This is a genomic window from Maribellus comscasis (assembly GCF_009762775.1).
Taxonomy (GTDB): Bacteria; Bacteroidota; Bacteroidia; order Bacteroidales; family Prolixibacteraceae; genus Draconibacterium; species Draconibacterium comscasis.
This window is the reverse complement of record NZ_CP046401.1, coordinates 3,772,051-3,788,188: the sequence shown is the minus strand read 5'-3', so window position 1 is coordinate 3,788,188 and position 16,138 is coordinate 3,772,051. Positions and strand designations below refer to the sequence as shown.

The following is a 16,138-nucleotide window of genomic DNA, read 5'->3' as shown; positions in this document are numbered from 1 at the left end:
CAAGATATGATTCATAAAATAGGAATAATAATGAACGGCGTTACGGGCCGGATGGGTACAAACCAACACTTAATGCGGTCGATAGTGGAAATCATAAAACAGGGAGGAGTGCAGGTAAGCCCTTCTGAATTTATTATGCCTGATCCGGTTTTGGTAGGCCGAAACGAGATCAAGTTAAAAAAACTGGCCGCAATGTCGGGAGTAGAGAAATGGACTACCGACCTGGATTCAGTAATAAACGACCCGAATTACCAAATATATTTTGATGCACAAACAACCGGGCGCCGCGCTGCCGCCGTAAAACAAGCTGCCAAAGCGGGCAAACACGTATATTGCGAAAAACCCATTGCAACCGATACAGCTACGGCGCTTGAATTATACAAAGTTTGCGAAGACGCCGGTGTAAAACACGGTGTTGTCCAGGATAAACTATGGCTTCCGGGACTTTTAAAACTAAAACGCTTGATGGAAAACGGGTTCTTTGGCAAGATTCTTTCTGTTCGGGGAGAATTTGGGTACTGGGTTTTTGAAGGCCACTCTGTTCCTGCTCAGCGCCCAAGCTGGAATTACCGTAAAGAAGACGATGGTGGTATTATTGTTGACATGCTGTGCCACTGGCGTTATGTTCTGGATAATCTTTTTGGTGAAGTAAAAGGTGTTTTTTGTTTGGGAGCGACTCATATTCCTGAACGTGTGGATGAACAGGGAAAACCATACAATTGTACCGCCGACGATGCGGCTTATGCAACATTTGAACTTGATGGCGGAGTAATTGCCCATTTTAATTCATCGTGGGTCACACGTGTACGCCGCGATGATTTGCTCACCCTTCATGTAGACGGAACAAAAGGCTCTGCAGTTGCAGGATTACGCGAGTGTTGGACACAGCATTACGGAAATACGCCCAAACCGGTATGGAATCCGGATATTTCACAACCGATTGATTTTTATGAAGGATGGAGCAAAGTTCCCGAACAGGAAAATTTTGACAATGCTTTTAAAGCAGAATGGGAATTATTTCTGAAACACGTAGTAAAAGATAAGCCCTTTAAATGGAACTTGCTGGAAGGAGCGAAGGGAGTACAACTGGCTGAAAAAGGACTGGAGAGCTGGGATAAAAAAACATGGGTGGAGATACCAAAAATTCAGTGATACTTTTTGAGTGTCATTCCCGGTTTTCGGGAATCTCTGACTTCTAAATAAAAAGATAAATGAGAAAAACAGCACTAATAACCGGAGGTTCGAGGGGAATTGGATTCGGAATCGCCATTGAGCTGGCCAAAGCCGGATTTAATCTCGCATTAAATGGCGTTCGCCCGCAAAAAACCGTTCAACCCATTTTGGACGGGTTAAAAATGTTTGGAGCCAAAGTAGTTTATGCGCAGGGAAACATTTCAAAAAAAGACGACAGGCAAAAAATATTTGACACAGTAATTTCAGCGTTTGGCCAACTTAATGTTCTGGTGAACAATGCCGGAGTTGCACCCAGAGAAAGAAAAGATATTCTGGAAGCCTCAGAGGAAATCTATGATGAAGTAATGGAAATTAACCTGAAAGGACCGTATTTTCTTACACAATTATTTGCCCGGCACATGGTTCAGCAAAAAAAGGAGAATCCTGAATTTTCATGCTGCATCATTAATGTCTCCTCAGTTTCGGCAACCGTGGCTTCGGTGAATCGTGGTGAGTATTGTATTTCAAAAGCGGGTATCGCCATGGCTACGAAACTTTGGTCGGCGCGTTTGGGTGAATTTGATATTCCTGTTTACGAAATTCAGCCCGGTATTATTAAAACAGACATGACTTCAGGAGTCATCGAAAAATACGATAAATTGTTTGAAGAAGGCTTAAGTATCCAAAAACGCTGGGGGCTCCCGGAAGACATTGGAAAAGTAGCTACTGCAATGGCCACCGGAATGATGCCCTATTCCACCGGACAGGTTGTTCTTGTTGACGGCGGAATGACTGTTCAACGTTTGTAACATTTGATTTTATCAAAACAAAAAACCTGATTATGAAACAAAAAATATATTGGAGAATTACAGCAGCGATTGCGGTTTTACTGATACTGTTAACTTTTACACCACTTGTAATTGCTCCCGGGAAAACAGATCCAAAATTGTTTTCGATGCCCTACACATTCTGGACAAGTATCTTAATCACAATTGCACTGGTAGTTTTAACCTATATCGGCGGGCGTGTCCATTTGAATGATGACAACGACGACTAAATACTAATCTCTTTGTGAAACGCTGTGCCTTCTCTGTGCCTTCTGTAGCTAATTTTTATCAAGGGGCCAAATAAGGTTCAATAAGTGACACAAAGTTTAAAACCTAAAAAAATGTTACATTGGCTTATAATTGTTGGTACCATTTACGTTGCAATTCTGTTCTTTCTGTCGTGGCGTTCGCGTAAAAAAATTAAATCCAACGAAGATTTTATGATGGCTGGTTCAAACATCGGGCTGGTTCTGGGATTTATGACTTTTGCTGCCACGCTTTTTAGTACCTTTACTTTAATGGGAATGCCCGATTTTTCGCGAACACACGGAGTTGGCGCCTGGATCTTTCTCGCATTCTCCGATGCAGGGATGGTTTTTCTGATTGTATGGTTTGGCTACCATTTGCGCAAGCAAGTTGCCAAAAGCGGATTTAAAGGGATGTCAGGTTTGTTGCAAAACCGCTACCAAAACAAATGGGCCGGGTATATTTATTTCCTTGCGGTATTTATTTTTCTTGTACCCTACGTAGCCATTCAAATCAGGGGAGTTGCTATTTTCCTGGAACAGGCTTTCCCTTCTGCATTGCCGGCCTGGGCCTGGTCGCTGATGATTGTAGTAATTATGCTTCTTTATTCTGAGTTTGGCGGTTTAAAAGCAATTATATACGCCGATTTTATGCAGGGAACAATGCTGCTGATTGTAGTGTGGGTGATTGCCCTAACCTGTTTAAATCATATTGGAGGATGGACAGAAATGTTTTCTCAGGTTGAAAATACTGATCCCAAATTATTAAGTACACCCGGACCAAACAGTTTGTTAAGTGCCCAGTTTTTAATTGCCTCCTTTCTTGCAATTTTAATGATTCCGGTTACACAACCACAACTTTCTACCCGGCTGGTAATTATGAAAAGTACAAAAAAAATGCATCGGATGGCAGTTGCAGTTGGAACTTTTGCCATGCTGGTTATTTTCCCCACAGTTATTATCGGATTATACGGTGCAATAAAATATGCTGATGCATCAACTGCTGATTTTTTGGGGAATGTGCTTATTCGCGATCAGGTTGAATTTATTGCTGCAGCGGCAATCATCGGATTATTTGCTGCTGCAATGTCAACGTCCGATTCTCAACTGTTTGCCCTGGGAAATGAACTGCGGGGATTATTGGGCCATAAAGGAAGTGATTCTCTTACTCCCATCCGGATTGCAATAATCAGCTTTGCACTTGCAGCGCTGGTCTTTTCGCTGGTTAGTTCTGATCAACTGGTTCTTTTAGCCCGCACAAGCTTTGCAGGAACAGCAATGATGGGGCCGCTGGTTATTCTGGCTATTCTTTCAAAAAAACCACAGGGTTGGTTTATGATTTTGATGTCGGGGTTGGGATTGGCAGCTTTTGTACTCTCCGAGGCCGGTGTTTTGCCCAAGTTTTTAGGAACAGTGCGAATGGATTTATTTTTAATGATTGTTTTAGCAGTTTGCGGAATGGGAAATTATTTGCTGAAAAAATAAAATTCCGTTTAACTCAATTTAAAAATTTTATCCAGCTTCCGGTCAAAAATTTCCGGTGGTTCATTAAAAAACTGTTTTAATCGCGGCAGGAGTTTTACCATATTTAATTCACGTTGATGTTGCACCTGATTGTCCAGGATAAGTAACTCTTCGTTATTAAAATTAAAATCACCGGATTTGAGGTCTTCAAAAAAGACGTACAAATCATGGTCTACACCCAATTGTTCTGTTATTTTATTTAACTGATCCGATTTTAATCTGAAATACCGCGGATGCATAAATTTTACAAAATCAAGCTGATACCAAAGCCGTTTTAGTATCTTTCGAAGTTCATGCATCATCACAGGGGAAAGCTCAGGTTCAATACTCTGGTAAACTTCGTACCCCTCTACAAATGTGGATGAGAGCTGAGTCTTAATCTGAAAAACAGACGGGCAGTTTAACTTCAGGGTAATCAGCTGAACCTGAATATTTTTGACAAACTGAACAATATCGGAAACAACATTTTTCGATGTAAATTCATCTTCAACCAAAACCCTGTTTTTTTCTAAAAGGGAATCTTTCACCTGTTTTATTTTCCGTTCTGAAATTAAATTGCTCCCAGCTGTAATCTTATCAAAATGCTGCACATTTACAAACGATTCGCGAATAGGAGATAAAATCTTTCCAGCTGCTTTGATCTCTCTTCTGAATTGGTCGGTCTGGGTTTCGTTACACTCTGAAAACAACAGGAACAAAGCACGCAGTCTTTTATACGATTTTCTTATTTCGTGAACCGCCAGATTAGGCGAAATATTCTCTGCAGAACAAAAATAAATGATTTTTTCTGTCTGTTTTTCAATTGCTGAAATAAGTCTGTTCCCCTTGTCCTGAATCATAGTTCTGTTGGTTTTTCAGGCATTACAAAATTAACAATAAAACATAATAAAAAAAAGCTGTCCATTTCTGAACAGCTTTGATTTTAAAATATTTAAGTTATTTCTCAGTCGATTATTTCAAAACCTGTGTAAGGAACCAGAACTTTGGGAATTTTTATCCCTTTGGAAGTCTGATTATTTTCAAGCAAAGCGGCCACAATTCGGGGTAAAGCCAATGCACTTCCATTTAATGTGTGAGCCAGCTGTGTTTTTTTCACCCCTTCTTCTCTGAATCGTAATTTTAACCGATTGGCCTGAAACGACTCAAAATTGGATACTGAACTTACCTCCAGCCATTTTTTCTGAGCTGCTGAATATACTTCAAAATCGAAAGTTAAAGCAGATGTAAAACTGATATCGCCACCACACAAGCGCAAAATGCGATAAGGCAGTTCTAACTTTTCAACCAACGAAGCCACGTGTTTCACCATCTCATCAAGTACTTTGTATGATTTTTCAGGGTGAGCTATCTGCACTATTTCCACTTTGTCGAACTGGTGTAAACGGTTCAATCCACGTACATCCTTCCCATACGAGCCAGCTTCGCGACGGAAACAGGCACTGTAAGCAGTATTTTTATACGGAAGGTCTTTTGCATCCAAAATTACATCGCGATAAATATTGGTTACCGGAACCTCGGCAGTAGGAATAAGATAAAGATTATCGGCAGCTACGTGATACATTTGTCCTTCTTTATCAGGCAACTGACCGGTTCCAAAACCTGAAGCTTCGTTTACAAGCAGAGGCGGCTGTACTTCTTCGTAGCCTGCTTTTCTTGCTTCATCTAAAAAGAAATTGATAAGTGCGCGTTGCAATTGTGAACCTTTTCCCCGATAAACAGGAAAACCCGCTCCTGTAAGTTTTACGCCTAACTCAAAATCAATCAAATTATATTTTTGAGCCAATTCCCAGTGAGGAAGAGCATTTTCATCTAAAGCCGGAATCTCGCCTGCCGAAGTAACTACTTCATTGTCCTCCTCTCCTTTTCCCTGAGGAACAGTGTCGTGTGGTAAATTAGGGAGTAAAACCAACAATTCATTCACTTGTTCTTCAATTGCTGAAAACTGCTGGTCAAACTGTTTGATATTTTCTTTTAATTCTGATGTACGCTCTTTGGCTGCGTTGGCCTCTTCCTTTTTCCCTTCCCGAAATAAAAGGCCAATCTCTTTCGAAATTTTATTCATCTCTGCTTTGGCCTGGTCGGCCTGGCCCTGCAGTTTATTCTTCTCGCCATACAAATCAATAATTTCTCCTACAATTCCGGCAGCCTCAAAGTTTTTCCTTTTAAGCTTTTCAATTACCAGATCCGGATTATCTTGAATGAATTTCAGATTGAGCATGTCTATTCCTTTAAATAAGCTGCAAATTTAATAAATGTTGCGGCATAGTATTAAAATGACAAATGGAAATTGCTATTTATAACGTAAGAAGTTTGGAAAAAAGTCAGGTTTGCCTGTGGTATAAAATTTTAACCGTTTTGAGGTAGAGTAAACCAGAATTCGGTTCCATCCTCATCAGAGGAAGTCACTCCGATTTCGCCACCATGCAAATGCACTGCCATTTTACAAAACGATAAACCCAGTCCGGTTGATGCAGTGACCCCCATTTCCCGTGAATCGTGCTGACTAAAACTTTGAAATATAATCGATTGCTGCTCCCGGGGTATTGCGGGACCGTTATTATGCACTCCAAACCGGGAATCCTTTTTGTCTGTTCTCTTCCAGTTTAGTGTTATGTTGCTTCCCTGGGGTGCATATTTTACCGCATTGCTTAATAAATTCGAAAAAATACGCTTTAAAAGCCTTTTATCTGCAACTATTAAGGAAACTTCCGAGTCTGGATAAGATATCTTCAGATCATTTTCTGAAATATATAATGCAAATTCCATAACACATTCTTTCAACAACTGCGCAACATCAACCTGAGTCCGGCTTAGTTTTAATTTTGCTTCCTCCATTTGATAAACATCCAAAATGTTCTGTGTGAGATGCAACATATCGTAGCCTGATTGTTTTATTAGCTCTTTCCTGAAATTTTCATCATCGATATCGTAGCTGTTCAGAATATTATTTAAAGGATTTTTCAGGTCGTGAACAATCATGCCGGTCATTTTTTCCTTAAATTGAATAAGTTCAGTCAACTCCCGATTGGTTAGCTGTAATTCTTCTTTTTGAACCGATATCTCTTCGTTTTGCTTTTCAATTAATTTATTCTTCTCATCAAGAATTTTATTGGCTTTATTCTTTTGTTTGTAATAGTAATAAATCAGCACAACAACAACAACCATTAAACCGGCCACTGCAATTAAAAAATTTCTAAAAATCCGTGCGTTATTTAGCCTTTCGGTTTGATGTTCCAGTTGATGCTTTTGTTGTTCTATTTGCTGTTCTTTCTCGGTTGCCTCATATTTGCTTTCGGCGTCGGCAACTATTTTTGTCTTTTCATTGTTATAAATCGAATCTTTTCGCTCCAAAAGCAGATCCGCTGATTCATATGCCTTTTTGTAGTTTCTTTTGTAAAAATATGCTTTTTTAAGAACCAACAATGCAGCAGCCTGCTCCTGAATAAGTTGAAGAGAATCGGACAATGAAAGCGCTTTTTCAGCATAAACTACTATAGTATCAAGCACATTGGCAGACGAAGGGACAGCTTCCTGATTGTTCTCCAACTTTGAAAGGTTCGTCCCTGAAAGATTCAGATAAGACCCGATAAGATTCCTCTTGTAATTATTTTTTTCATTTATGGTCAGCGACTTTTCAATATATTCTATCGATTTATCAAACTCTCCCTTTATTTCATACAAGGCTGCTATATTGGTGTACAGGAGAGCCACATTCCTTTCATTATTATTTTTTAAATGAAGATCTACTGCTTTAGTATAGTAAAATAGTGCCTGTTCATAATTTTCCTTGTTGGTATAGCAAATTCCCAGGTTATTATAACAAAAAGATACGCCTCTTTCATCTTTCATCTCCTGAAATATTTGCAAAGCTTTTTTATAACTTTCAACAGCCTTATCGGTAGTACTTTGTTTTCGAAGTATGTTACCTATACTTAAATGACAAATGGCGATACCTCTTTTGTCTTTAGCCCTTTCAAAAATTTTTATGGCAGTGTAATAATTATCAATCGCCTCGTCGTATCTTCCCTGGTTATTGTAAATCATCCCAAGATTAAGTAAAGCTTTCGATTGCATCAAACTATCTCCGAGTATCTTTGCCGTTTCCAGCGTGTTACTGTAATTGCCCGATGCTAATGCATATTCTCCTTCTTCAAAATATAAAGCCCCAATCGTAAGCGTCACATTTCCATGTAAATCCAAATATTTATTTTTCCTGTCTTTTTCCTTTTCAGAATCGATAAGTTCTTTATAAATATTCGATGCCTGTAAATAATAATTCAGCGCACTATCTAAATCTGAAGAATTACTGTAATAAAGCCCCAAACCCTCCAATGCACTCGCTTTTTCTAACTCAACTTCAATTAAATCATTTTTGGGAAGCTGTTTTTGCTGAATGATTTTGTCAGCCGTTGTTAACGCACTGTCAAAATAAAAGAATGAAGAATCAGGATTATCTTTTTTAAACTCATTTGCCTTTAAGAGTGCATTACGCAAACTCACTGTATCTTCTTTCTCAGAGAGCAATCTATCTTCATCAAAAGAATAAATATCCCCATTAACAATGAACGGGAACGCCAACAAAAACAGACAAAGAGCAACAAGAGGTTTTAACATATCTCTATCAATTCGCAAGATTATAAAAGTAGTCAATCAAAGCAAAAAAACAAGAGACTATAACGCTAATTTGAAAATATATATATTTTATTAATCTCTGTTTATCAAACGTTTTCACCCGCTTATACAGAAAAGTAAAGTATTATTACCCAATGTTCAAATATCATAATCTTTCTTATAGTCCGACAGTTGTAACTTCGCAAAAAAAAGACGCTTACCGGAAAACGGTAAGCGTCTCAATGTCTTTATAAAAATACCTGGTTTCTTATTTAACCAGTTCTTTTGCCTGTTCAATCCATGGAGCAGGATCTTTTGAAGCGTAACGGCTTCCTGCAGCTTCCAAAACTTTCCGGATATCTTCAACTGACGCACTTGCAACAGAAGCATAATTTGTAAAACCACCTTCAGCTAAAATTTCAGCTAATTTGGGTCCAACACCTTCCAGCTTTTTCAAGTCATCAGCTTCTGCTTCTGAAACCTCCGCTTTTGGAGCTTCTTCTTTAGCTTCAGTTTTTGGAGTTTCCTCTTTAACTTCAACTTCTTTTACCGGTTTTTCTTCTGCAACCGGAACTTCAGCAACTGCTACATCAACGTCAACAATAGGGTCAACCGATACAAATGAACGGTTTTTTTGTCTTTTTCTGAAAACAACTGTTCCGTCGATCAATGCAAAAAGGGTATGATCTTTTCCCATTCCTACATTTTCACCCGGGTAATGTTGTGTTCCACGCTGGCGTACTAAAATATTACCAGCTTTTGCAAACTGACCTCCGTAAATTTTTACTCCCAGTCGTTTACTTTCCGATTCGCGTCCGTTTTTCGAACTACCTACACCTTTCTTATGAGCCATGGTAAATTGTTTTTAGTTATCCAACAATGGTTTCTACCTGAATTTGTGTATACTGTTGACGGTGACCGTTCATTTTCTGGTAACCTTTTCTTCTTTTCTTTTTGAAAACGATTACTTTATCACCTTTTACATGTTCCAGCACTTTGGCTGTTACTTTTGCACCTTTTACGGTTGGAGTTCCAACGGCAACTTTACCGTCGTTGTCTACCAGTAAAACTTTTTCAAAATCAACTGAGTCGCCTGCTTCGGCTTCAAGTTGATGTACAAAAAGTTTTTTGTCTTTTTCAACTCTGAATTGCTGTCCAGCAATTTCAACAATCGCGTACATAATTTCACTTTTATTGTTACCACCGTCAGGCGGAATTCCCGCTGGATTTCTCTTTTTTGAGCCTGAACGATTCAAAATTTGGACTGCAAAAGTAGTTATTTTAAACTATTTAGCAAATAAAAATAAATTTTCTTTCAATTTAAAAACAGAGCGGTAAACAAAGATAGTTAAACTACTTTTATTTGTTACCGTAATATGCCTAATTGCTATTTTTTAACTTATCATTCGAATAGCCCCAAACATAAATTCTCCCTTTAAAACACAGGCTAACCCAACACATTCTTAAAAACCGCGACCATCAATAAAAATCCAATCAAAAGTACTATTCCCAGCAAAAACTGATTTACTCTGTCCTGTTTTTTCTGTGTTTCAATATTTTGAGATACTATTGCCATTGCATCGTCGTTCATGTCAGTCAAACAAAGTTCCAAATGTTTTATCTGGTATTTAATCAGAACCTTATTGGCAATAAAATTAAAAACAATACCCAAAATAATAAACCCGGTAAAAACAATAATATCAACTCTGTCTAACGGCCGTACTTTCCCATAAACCAGGTAGAAATAGACCAAAGTACCGGAAATAAATACAAAAAAATAGGTTATTGAAACAGCCAGAAGTGTAAGGTTAAATTTGGTTTTCAGATAGGTAAGCATTGAAATAAGCTTGTCGCGGGTTGTTTGTCCATGATCCGCAATTTTGTTAAAATGTACAAGCATTCTTCTTTGAAAAAACAATAAGCCAGCAAGTAATAAAATACCGGCGATGCATACAAATGTTACATTTTTTGTGCCGTAATAAAGAATAAAATCGACCCCAAGCGTTACAACAACAAGTGTTTTTACAACCATATCCATTATAATTATATTTCGTACTCCCCGGGCAGTGCTTCTTGATCTTCCGGAAAGAAACTGTTCAATACTTGAACTCCCGTAACCGGAAATTTCAAATACATTCTCTGTTTTGTTCCACATTTCTTTTAATTTATTTTCGTTCATGACTCTTGCTTTACCGTTTGATTTACTATTTCTTCCAGTTTTTTCTTAATTCGCATCAGTTTCACACTTACATTCGATTTTGTAAGCCCGGTAATCGATGCAATTTCATCGTAGCTTTTTTCTTCCAGCCAGAGTAAAATGATGGCTTTGTCAATCCGGTTCAATTGCCCGATTGCCCGATACAATTGAAGAACATCTTCATTGTCTTCTGCAAAATCAGCCGGAATTTGTTTATATTCTTTAATAGATTCAAAAGCAATGCTGCTTTTCATTTTCCGGATATTACTAATCGCTGTGTTTAAAGCTACACGGTACATCCAGGTACTAAACTTCGATTTCCCCCTAAAGTTTGGGTATGACTTCCAGAGTTGCAAACAAATTTCCTGAAACAAATCCTCCCGGTCGGCTGGGTTATCGACATATACCAATGTAATTTTATGAATAAGTCCCTGATTCTTTTCAATCAGCTCACTAAAAGTCTTTTTATTTGGTTTTTGTTCTTTCATTTTCCCATGAACTCCGGATAATTAGTCGAAACAAAGTTTTAAAAACTACATCCGGAGTAAAACTTTAATACAAAAGCCGGCAATTCTATTGGAAAATACCTGATTTAGTTTTTATATCACATGTTATCCAACAGGGAAAAAACAAGTTGAACAAAACAAATAGAAAATCAATAACTTAGTTTTATGCAGACCACATTTCCAATTGTGTAATTTGACAATAAACAAAAATGATTGTTATATTTGCTTTCACGGTAAAAAAAGCCTATTATACTAATATGCAAAAAATTCGTTTGAACATTCTGGGGCTTTCAGTAAGTCAAACACAATCAGGAGCTTACGCATTGGTTCTGGCGGAAGAAAATGGAGAAAGAAGAATTCCAATCATTATCGGCCCGGTTGAAGCCCAGGCAATTGCAATTCAATTGGAAGGATTAAAACCTCCACGTCCGCTAACACACGATCTGATAAAAAATATGGCACTGGCTTTTAACATTGCATTGCTGGAAGTAACCATTTATAAACTGGAAGAAGGCATTTTTTATTCAGAGTTGTTATGCGAAATGGATGGGAAAGAGATAAAAATTGACTCCAGAACGTCTGATGCGGTAGCGCTTGCCCTTCGTTTCAGATGCCCAATCTACTCATCGGAAGATATTTTGAAAAAAGCGGGAATTGTTCTTGAAATCGATGATGAAAATTCGCCCGTAAGAAGCTATGCCGATGAAGATGAGCAGGAAGAATCAGAGTCGTCAACCTATGCCCAATATTCGTTAAACGAATTGAATGAGATGCTCAACGAAGCGGTAAAAAATGAAGATTATGAAAAAGCCTCTGTTATTCGGGATGAGTTAAAGAAAAGAAAAAAATAATGTTACAATAAATGAAACACCTTATAGCATTGCTGGTAATTCTTGCCGGCTTTTTATTTGTTCAGCCCACTTTTGCACAAAACGCCAATTCAGAAGACAATCAAACAGAACAGGTTTCTCCCCAGCAAGATAAAACCGACACTTCGGTTCTTTTACTTTCAAAAGAACGAGAAAAACCTTTTTCAATAACTACTATTTTCAGAGGACTGCTCGGAATGACAGTACTTATATTTTTAGGTTGGTTGTTCAGCACCAGTCGTCGGAATATTCCATGGCGTACCGTCTTTATCGGTTTACTGATTCAGGTCTTGCTGGCAATCGGAGTTTTATACGTTCCTTTTATTCGGATAATTTTTGAATTTCTGGGAAAAATATTTGTCAAAATTCTTGATTTCACAAAAGAAGGAAGTACTTTTTTATTGGGCGATTTAATGGATGCCGACACGTATGGATATATATTTTTATTTCAGGTATTGCCTACCATTATTTTCTTTTCTGCGCTGACCAGCCTTCTGTTTTATTGGGGAATTATTCAGAAAGTAGTTTACGGGTTGGCATGGGTGTTTACAAAAGCCCTCAAAATTTCAGGCGCTGAGGCGCTTTCAGTTGCCGGCAATATTTTTCTCGGCCAAACAGAGTCGCCACTGATGATCAAAGCCTATCTTGAAAAAATGAACAAATCAGAAATTTTGCTCGTGATGACCGGTGGAATGGCTACTTTAGCGGGTGGGGTTTTGGCTGCATACATCGCGCTGCTTGGCGGAGACGACCCGATGTTACGACTTGAGTTTGCCAAACACCTCTTAACGGCCTCAGTTATGGCGGCGCCGGCAGCTATTATCTTTTCAAAAATGCTTGTTCCTCCTACCGATGCAATAAACAAAGAAATTGAGGTAAGCCGGGATAAAATTGGCAGTAATGTGTTGGATGCGATTACAAACGGGACCAGTGAAGGTGTAAAACTGGCTGTTAATGTTGCTGCAATGTTGCTGGCTTTTATTGCCTTTATTGCGATGTTTAATTTTATTGTAGGCAAAGTTGGTGAATGGACATCTTTAAACGAGGTTATCGCGCGTGGAACAAATGGCCGTTATGATGGTCTTTCGCTACAATTTATTCTTGGGTATACTTTTGCCCCGCTTATGTGGCTGATTGGTGTTTGCCCCGAAGACATAATCACTGTTGGCCGTCTTCTCGGTGAAAAACTGATTCTTACCGAGTTTATTGGCTACATCAGTTTAGCCGATTTAAAAGCTACCGGCGTATTTACCGAAACCAAGTCGGTAATAATGGCCACGTACATCTTGTGTGGTTTTGCAAATTTTTCTTCCATTGGAATTCAAATCGGCGGAATTGGTGCCTTGGCTCCTGGCCGGCGCGTACTGCTTTCAAAATATGGGATTCCTGCACTGCTGGCCGGAACACTGGCTTCTTTAATGAGTGCAACAATTATTGGGATGATACTGGGTTAAAGCAAAAAAATACCAAATATTAACCGATAACCAGGTGAAGTAGCTATAAGACAAGATGGTGTATCGGTAAAATTTAGCCACCCTTTTTTCAAATTACAACTTTAATTTGTTGCTTTATAAAGTAACGATAGTCGGTAAAATCATAGAACAAGAAAAAAATATGGATACCTGATTAAACCAATATCAATAAAAGAAATCTATTATGATAGTTATTTTATTAATAACTAACTTAAACTTTATGAAGCCGTCATGAAACATGTTTTAGGACGGCTTCTCTATTCAACAAGGTGTACAAAAGATTTAAAATACAACTTAAATAAGTATTTGCCGACGAAATAATTTAAAAAAAATAAAGAACATATGATTAAACCTATCTTGACAAGTGAAGTCAGAATTAAGGTTTAGTTAGTTAAGTAAAAAAATATTTTTACTAACCAACTTGTAACTCCCCATGTTGATGGGGAGTTATTTTTTTATGTAACTCTCCCAAAATCGGGAACTTACCGGGCAAAAAAATATTGTATGGAAACAATATGCAGAACAAAATTCTACTTCAACTAAAAACGATTATTTTTTTTACTTTTTATTCCCCATATAATAAAGCCTATAAGTAGAATTATTACCAGCAGAATTATTATTCTTAAAAAATACATGGGCTCCGGATTTTAAATTTGGTTTGACTTTTTGTTTTTCAAAAGTATAAATAATTTAATTCTTTCAAACTGCCGGATTTCTCCAGTTCGATTATTCTCTTTCCCTTAATGCGACAATATTTAACAAAGTTAAGGACTAATATTTTCAGAAAAATAAAATTAGCGTGTTATCTTTGAAAAACACAACAAGGGAACTATTTCATTTTCCCTGTTATTTGGTCTGTTATGATGCCTTTAGTTATCGTTTTCACCGGAGTAGTATTTCTTCTTATTCTTATTACCGTTGCCCGAATCAATGCGTTTATTTCATTCACACTGGTTTGCATTTATGTTGGTTTGATGATGGGTCTTCCGCTTGAAACGACAGTTGAAGCAATCAAAAAAGGGATGGGTGACACTTTGGGTTTGCTTGTTTTGATCCTTGGCTTTGGTTCTATGCTGGGGAAACTGGTTGCCGACAGCGGAGCTGCACAAAAAATAACCCAAACGCTGGTTGCCACCTTTGGCCTGAAAAAAATTCACTGGGCATTGATGTTAACAGGATTTATAGTTGGAATTCCCATGTTTTACTCCGTTGGCTTTGTTATTCTTGTACCCATTGTTTTTACGGTGGCTGCTTCAACCGGATTGCCTTTGATTTTTGTTGGCTTACCCATGCTGGCCTCTTTATCGGTTACCCATGGTTATTTGCCGCCACACCCTGCTCCTACCGCTATCGCCGGGATGTTTGAAGCCGATATGGGAAAGACCATGTTGTATGGTTTATTAGTTGCAATACCCGCGATTATTGTTGCCGGGCCCGTTCTTTCACCTCGCTTTAAAAATATAAAAGCAACTCCGCTTAAAGAATTTACCGGGCAGACTATTTTGGAAGAAAGCAAATTACCGTCAACGTTTACAAGTATAATAACAGCATTGATGCCGGTTATCTTAATCGGACTTTCATCCCTTGCTGCACCTTTCATAAATCCGGATACAGCAATTTATCCGTTTGTAATGGGCATTGGCGATCCTGTAATTGCTATGTTGCTCTCGGTTTTGTTTGCGATTTATGCACTGGCAATACGAAGAGGCAAAAAAATGAAAACGGTGATGGATGATATGGTTCAGGCCATTTCGAGCATTGCCATGATTTTGCTGATTCTGGCAGGTGCAGGCGGATTAAAAGAAGTACTGGTAGCAAGCGGAATCAGTGATTACCTGGGCGAACTGTTAAGCCAATCGGGAATGTCGCCCTTAATTTTAGCCTGGTTGATAGCCGCAGTCATCCGGGTTTCGGTGGGATCTGCAACAGTTGCAGGAATGACAGCAGCCGGAATTGTTTTGCCACTGGTTTCCAATCCCGGCGTTTCTCCTGAACTGATGGTACTGGCAATCGGCTCGGGAAGCCTGATGCTTTCGCATGTAAACGATGGTGGATTTTGGTTGTTTAAAGAATATTTCAACATTTCTGTAAAAGAAACCTTTTTAACCTGGACCGTCATGGAAACCACCATTTCAATTGTTGGATTGCTTGTAATTTTGGTAATAAATAATTTTGTATAATGAACACAATCGAAGAAAAAATCAAAACATTGGGACTCGAATTGCCACCGGCTCCGCCACTCGGTGGAATTTATCATCCGGTAGTAATTGCCGGCAATCAGTTGTACATTTCTGGCCAGGGGCCTTTACAAAGCGACGGAACATTAATCAAAGGGAAAGTAGGAAAAGACCTTACTTTGGAAGAAGGACAGTTGGCTGCACGGCAGGTGGGGCTTACCATGCTGGCCACCATCAAAGCACAAATCGGTGATCTGGGAAAAATAAAACGCCTGATAAAAACTTTGGGAATGGTAAACTGCTACCCAGAATTTGAACAACATCCGCAGACAATTAATGGGTTTAGCCAGTTGATGGTTGATGTTTTTGGCGAGGAAAACGGGAAAGGTGCACGCAGTGCTGTTGGAATGTCATTGCCCGGAAATATTGCTGTAGAAGTGGAGTGTATTTTTGAATTGAAAGAAGATTAAGAACAACTTGAGAGCATTTTGATGGTAACTCAACCTGATTACGACTTCGAAGAGAGTGAGGAAGAGT

Annotated in this window: 15 protein-coding genes; 8 read left to right on the top strand and 7 right to left on the bottom strand. The window is 38.5% G+C overall.

Annotated elements, in window-relative coordinates; translation table 11 throughout:
* Positions 1–6 precede the first annotated feature (6 nt).
* The 4 genes from GM418_RS14930 (at position 7) to GM418_RS14915 (ending at position 3,730) form a co-directional block, all read left to right on the top strand.
* Positions 7–1,152 carry a Gfo/Idh/MocA family protein gene (locus tag GM418_RS14930; RefSeq protein WP_158867674.1) on the top strand — a complete coding sequence of 382 codons (1,146 nt, stop codon included), beginning with the start codon at positions 7–9 and terminating at the stop codon, positions 1,150–1,152.
* Positions 1,153–1,211: 59 nt separating this feature from the next.
* On the top strand, positions 1,212–1,982 hold the full coding sequence (locus tag GM418_RS14925) for a 3-ketoacyl-ACP reductase (RefSeq protein ID WP_158867672.1): 771 nt from the start codon (positions 1,212–1,214) through the stop codon (positions 1,980–1,982).
* A gap of 32 nt (positions 1,983–2,014) precedes the next feature.
* Positions 2,015–2,230 (top strand): hypothetical protein, encoded by a 216-nt coding sequence (locus tag GM418_RS14920; protein WP_217447798.1) that lies wholly within the window; start codon positions 2,015–2,017, stop codon positions 2,228–2,230.
* A 111-nt stretch (positions 2,231–2,341) separates the two neighbouring features.
* Positions 2,342–3,730, top strand: a complete 1,389-nt coding sequence (locus tag GM418_RS14915; protein ID WP_158867670.1) for a sodium:solute symporter family protein — start codon at positions 2,342–2,344, stop codon at positions 3,728–3,730.
* 8 nt (positions 3,731–3,738) lie between these two features.
* Here GM418_RS14915 and GM418_RS14910 read toward each other — a convergent pair whose 3' ends face one another.
* The 7 genes from GM418_RS14910 to GM418_RS14880 all read right to left on the bottom strand — a co-directional run bounded on the left by GM418_RS14910 (position 3,739) and on the right by GM418_RS14880 (position 11,065).
* On the bottom strand, positions 3,739–4,608 hold the full coding sequence (locus tag GM418_RS14910) for a CHAD domain-containing protein (protein ID WP_158867668.1): 870 nt from the start codon (positions 4,606–4,608) through the stop codon (positions 3,739–3,741).
* A gap of 104 nt (positions 4,609–4,712) precedes the next feature.
* Complete coding sequence (gene serS, locus GM418_RS14905; RefSeq protein WP_158867666.1) at positions 4,713–5,987, bottom strand: serine--tRNA ligase; 1,275 nt, start codon at positions 5,985–5,987, stop codon at positions 4,713–4,715.
* Positions 5,988–6,115: 128 nt separating this feature from the next.
* A complete protein-coding gene (locus GM418_RS14900; RefSeq protein WP_158867664.1) occupies positions 6,116–8,383 on the bottom strand; it encodes an ATP-binding protein in 2,268 nt (755 codons plus the stop codon).
* A gap of 265 nt (positions 8,384–8,648) precedes the next feature.
* Positions 8,649–9,233, bottom strand: a complete 585-nt coding sequence (gene rpmA / locus GM418_RS32075; protein ID WP_158867662.1) for a 50S ribosomal protein L27 — start codon at positions 9,231–9,233, stop codon at positions 8,649–8,651.
* A gap of 16 nt (positions 9,234–9,249) precedes the next feature.
* Entirely contained in the window at positions 9,250–9,636 is a 387-nt protein-coding gene (gene rplU / locus GM418_RS14890) for a 50S ribosomal protein L21 (protein WP_246222844.1), read from the bottom strand.
* Between the two features lie 191 nt (positions 9,637–9,827).
* Positions 9,828–10,559, bottom strand: coding sequence for a hypothetical protein (locus GM418_RS14885; protein ID WP_158867660.1), 732 nt, complete (start codon positions 10,557–10,559; stop codon positions 9,828–9,830).
* Complete coding sequence (locus GM418_RS14880; RefSeq protein ID WP_158867658.1) at positions 10,556–11,065, bottom strand: RNA polymerase sigma factor; 510 nt, start codon at positions 11,063–11,065, stop codon at positions 10,556–10,558. Before GM418_RS14880 ends, GM418_RS14885 begins: the two co-directional genes overlap by 4 nt.
* A 227-nt stretch (positions 11,066–11,292) precedes the next feature.
* Here GM418_RS14880 and GM418_RS14875 point away from each other — a divergent pair, with 227 nt between their 5' ends.
* The 4 genes from GM418_RS14875 to GM418_RS14860 all read left to right on the top strand — a co-directional run bounded on the left by GM418_RS14875 (position 11,293) and on the right by GM418_RS14860 (position 16,071).
* Positions 11,293–11,934, top strand: a complete 642-nt coding sequence (locus GM418_RS14875) for a bifunctional nuclease family protein (RefSeq protein WP_246222843.1) — start codon at positions 11,293–11,295, stop codon at positions 11,932–11,934.
* An 11-nt stretch (positions 11,935–11,945) separates the two neighbouring features.
* Positions 11,946–13,406 (top strand): NupC/NupG family nucleoside CNT transporter, encoded by a 1,461-nt coding sequence (locus GM418_RS14870; RefSeq protein ID WP_158867656.1) that lies wholly within the window; start codon positions 11,946–11,948, stop codon positions 13,404–13,406.
* Positions 13,407–14,284: 878 nt separating this feature from the next.
* A complete protein-coding gene (locus tag GM418_RS14865; RefSeq protein ID WP_246222842.1) occupies positions 14,285–15,604 on the top strand; it encodes a gluconate:H+ symporter in 1,320 nt (439 codons plus the stop codon).
* The gene (locus tag GM418_RS14860; protein ID WP_158867654.1) at positions 15,604–16,071 is read left to right on the top strand and encodes a RidA family protein; all 468 of its coding nucleotides are present in this window, start codon (positions 15,604–15,606) and stop codon (positions 16,069–16,071) included. Before GM418_RS14865 ends, GM418_RS14860 begins: the two co-directional genes overlap by 1 nt.
* The last annotated feature ends 67 nt before the right edge of the window (positions 16,072–16,138 follow it).

Bases quoted from the DNA above. Each gene is read 5' to 3' on its own strand.
- GM418_RS14860 (WP_158867654.1), top strand. From the start codon at position 15,604: ATGAACACAATCGAAGAAAAAATCAAAACATTGGGACTCGAATTGCCA.
- GM418_RS14885 (WP_158867660.1), bottom strand. From the start codon at position 10,559: ATGAACGAAAATAAATTAAAAGAAATGTGGAACAAAACAGAGAATGTA.
- GM418_RS14865 (WP_246222842.1), top strand. From the start codon at position 14,285: ATGATGCCTTTAGTTATCGTTTTCACCGGAGTAGTATTTCTTCTTATT.
- GM418_RS14880 (WP_158867658.1), bottom strand. From the start codon at position 11,065: ATGAAAGAACAAAAACCAAATAAAAAGACTTTTAGTGAGCTGATTGAA.
- GM418_RS14930 (WP_158867674.1), top strand. From the start codon at position 7: ATGATTCATAAAATAGGAATAATAATGAACGGCGTTACGGGCCGGATG.
- rpmA (WP_158867662.1), bottom strand. From the start codon at position 9,233: ATGGCTCATAAGAAAGGTGTAGGTAGTTCGAAAAACGGACGCGAATCG.
- GM418_RS14925 (WP_158867672.1), top strand. From the start codon at position 1,212: ATGAGAAAAACAGCACTAATAACCGGAGGTTCGAGGGGAATTGGATTC.
- GM418_RS14870 (WP_158867656.1), top strand. From the start codon at position 11,946: ATGAAACACCTTATAGCATTGCTGGTAATTCTTGCCGGCTTTTTATTT.
- GM418_RS14875 (WP_246222843.1), top strand. From the start codon at position 11,293: ATGATTGTTATATTTGCTTTCACGGTAAAAAAAGCCTATTATACTAAT.
- GM418_RS14920 (WP_217447798.1), top strand. From the start codon at position 2,015: ATGAAACAAAAAATATATTGGAGAATTACAGCAGCGATTGCGGTTTTA.
- serS (WP_158867666.1), bottom strand. From the start codon at position 5,987: ATGCTCAATCTGAAATTCATTCAAGATAATCCGGATCTGGTAATTGAA.
- GM418_RS14910 (WP_158867668.1), bottom strand. From the start codon at position 4,608: ATGATTCAGGACAAGGGGAACAGACTTATTTCAGCAATTGAAAAACAG.
- GM418_RS14915 (WP_158867670.1), top strand. From the start codon at position 2,342: ATGTTACATTGGCTTATAATTGTTGGTACCATTTACGTTGCAATTCTG.
- GM418_RS14900 (WP_158867664.1), bottom strand. From the start codon at position 8,383: ATGTTAAAACCTCTTGTTGCTCTTTGTCTGTTTTTGTTGGCGTTCCCG.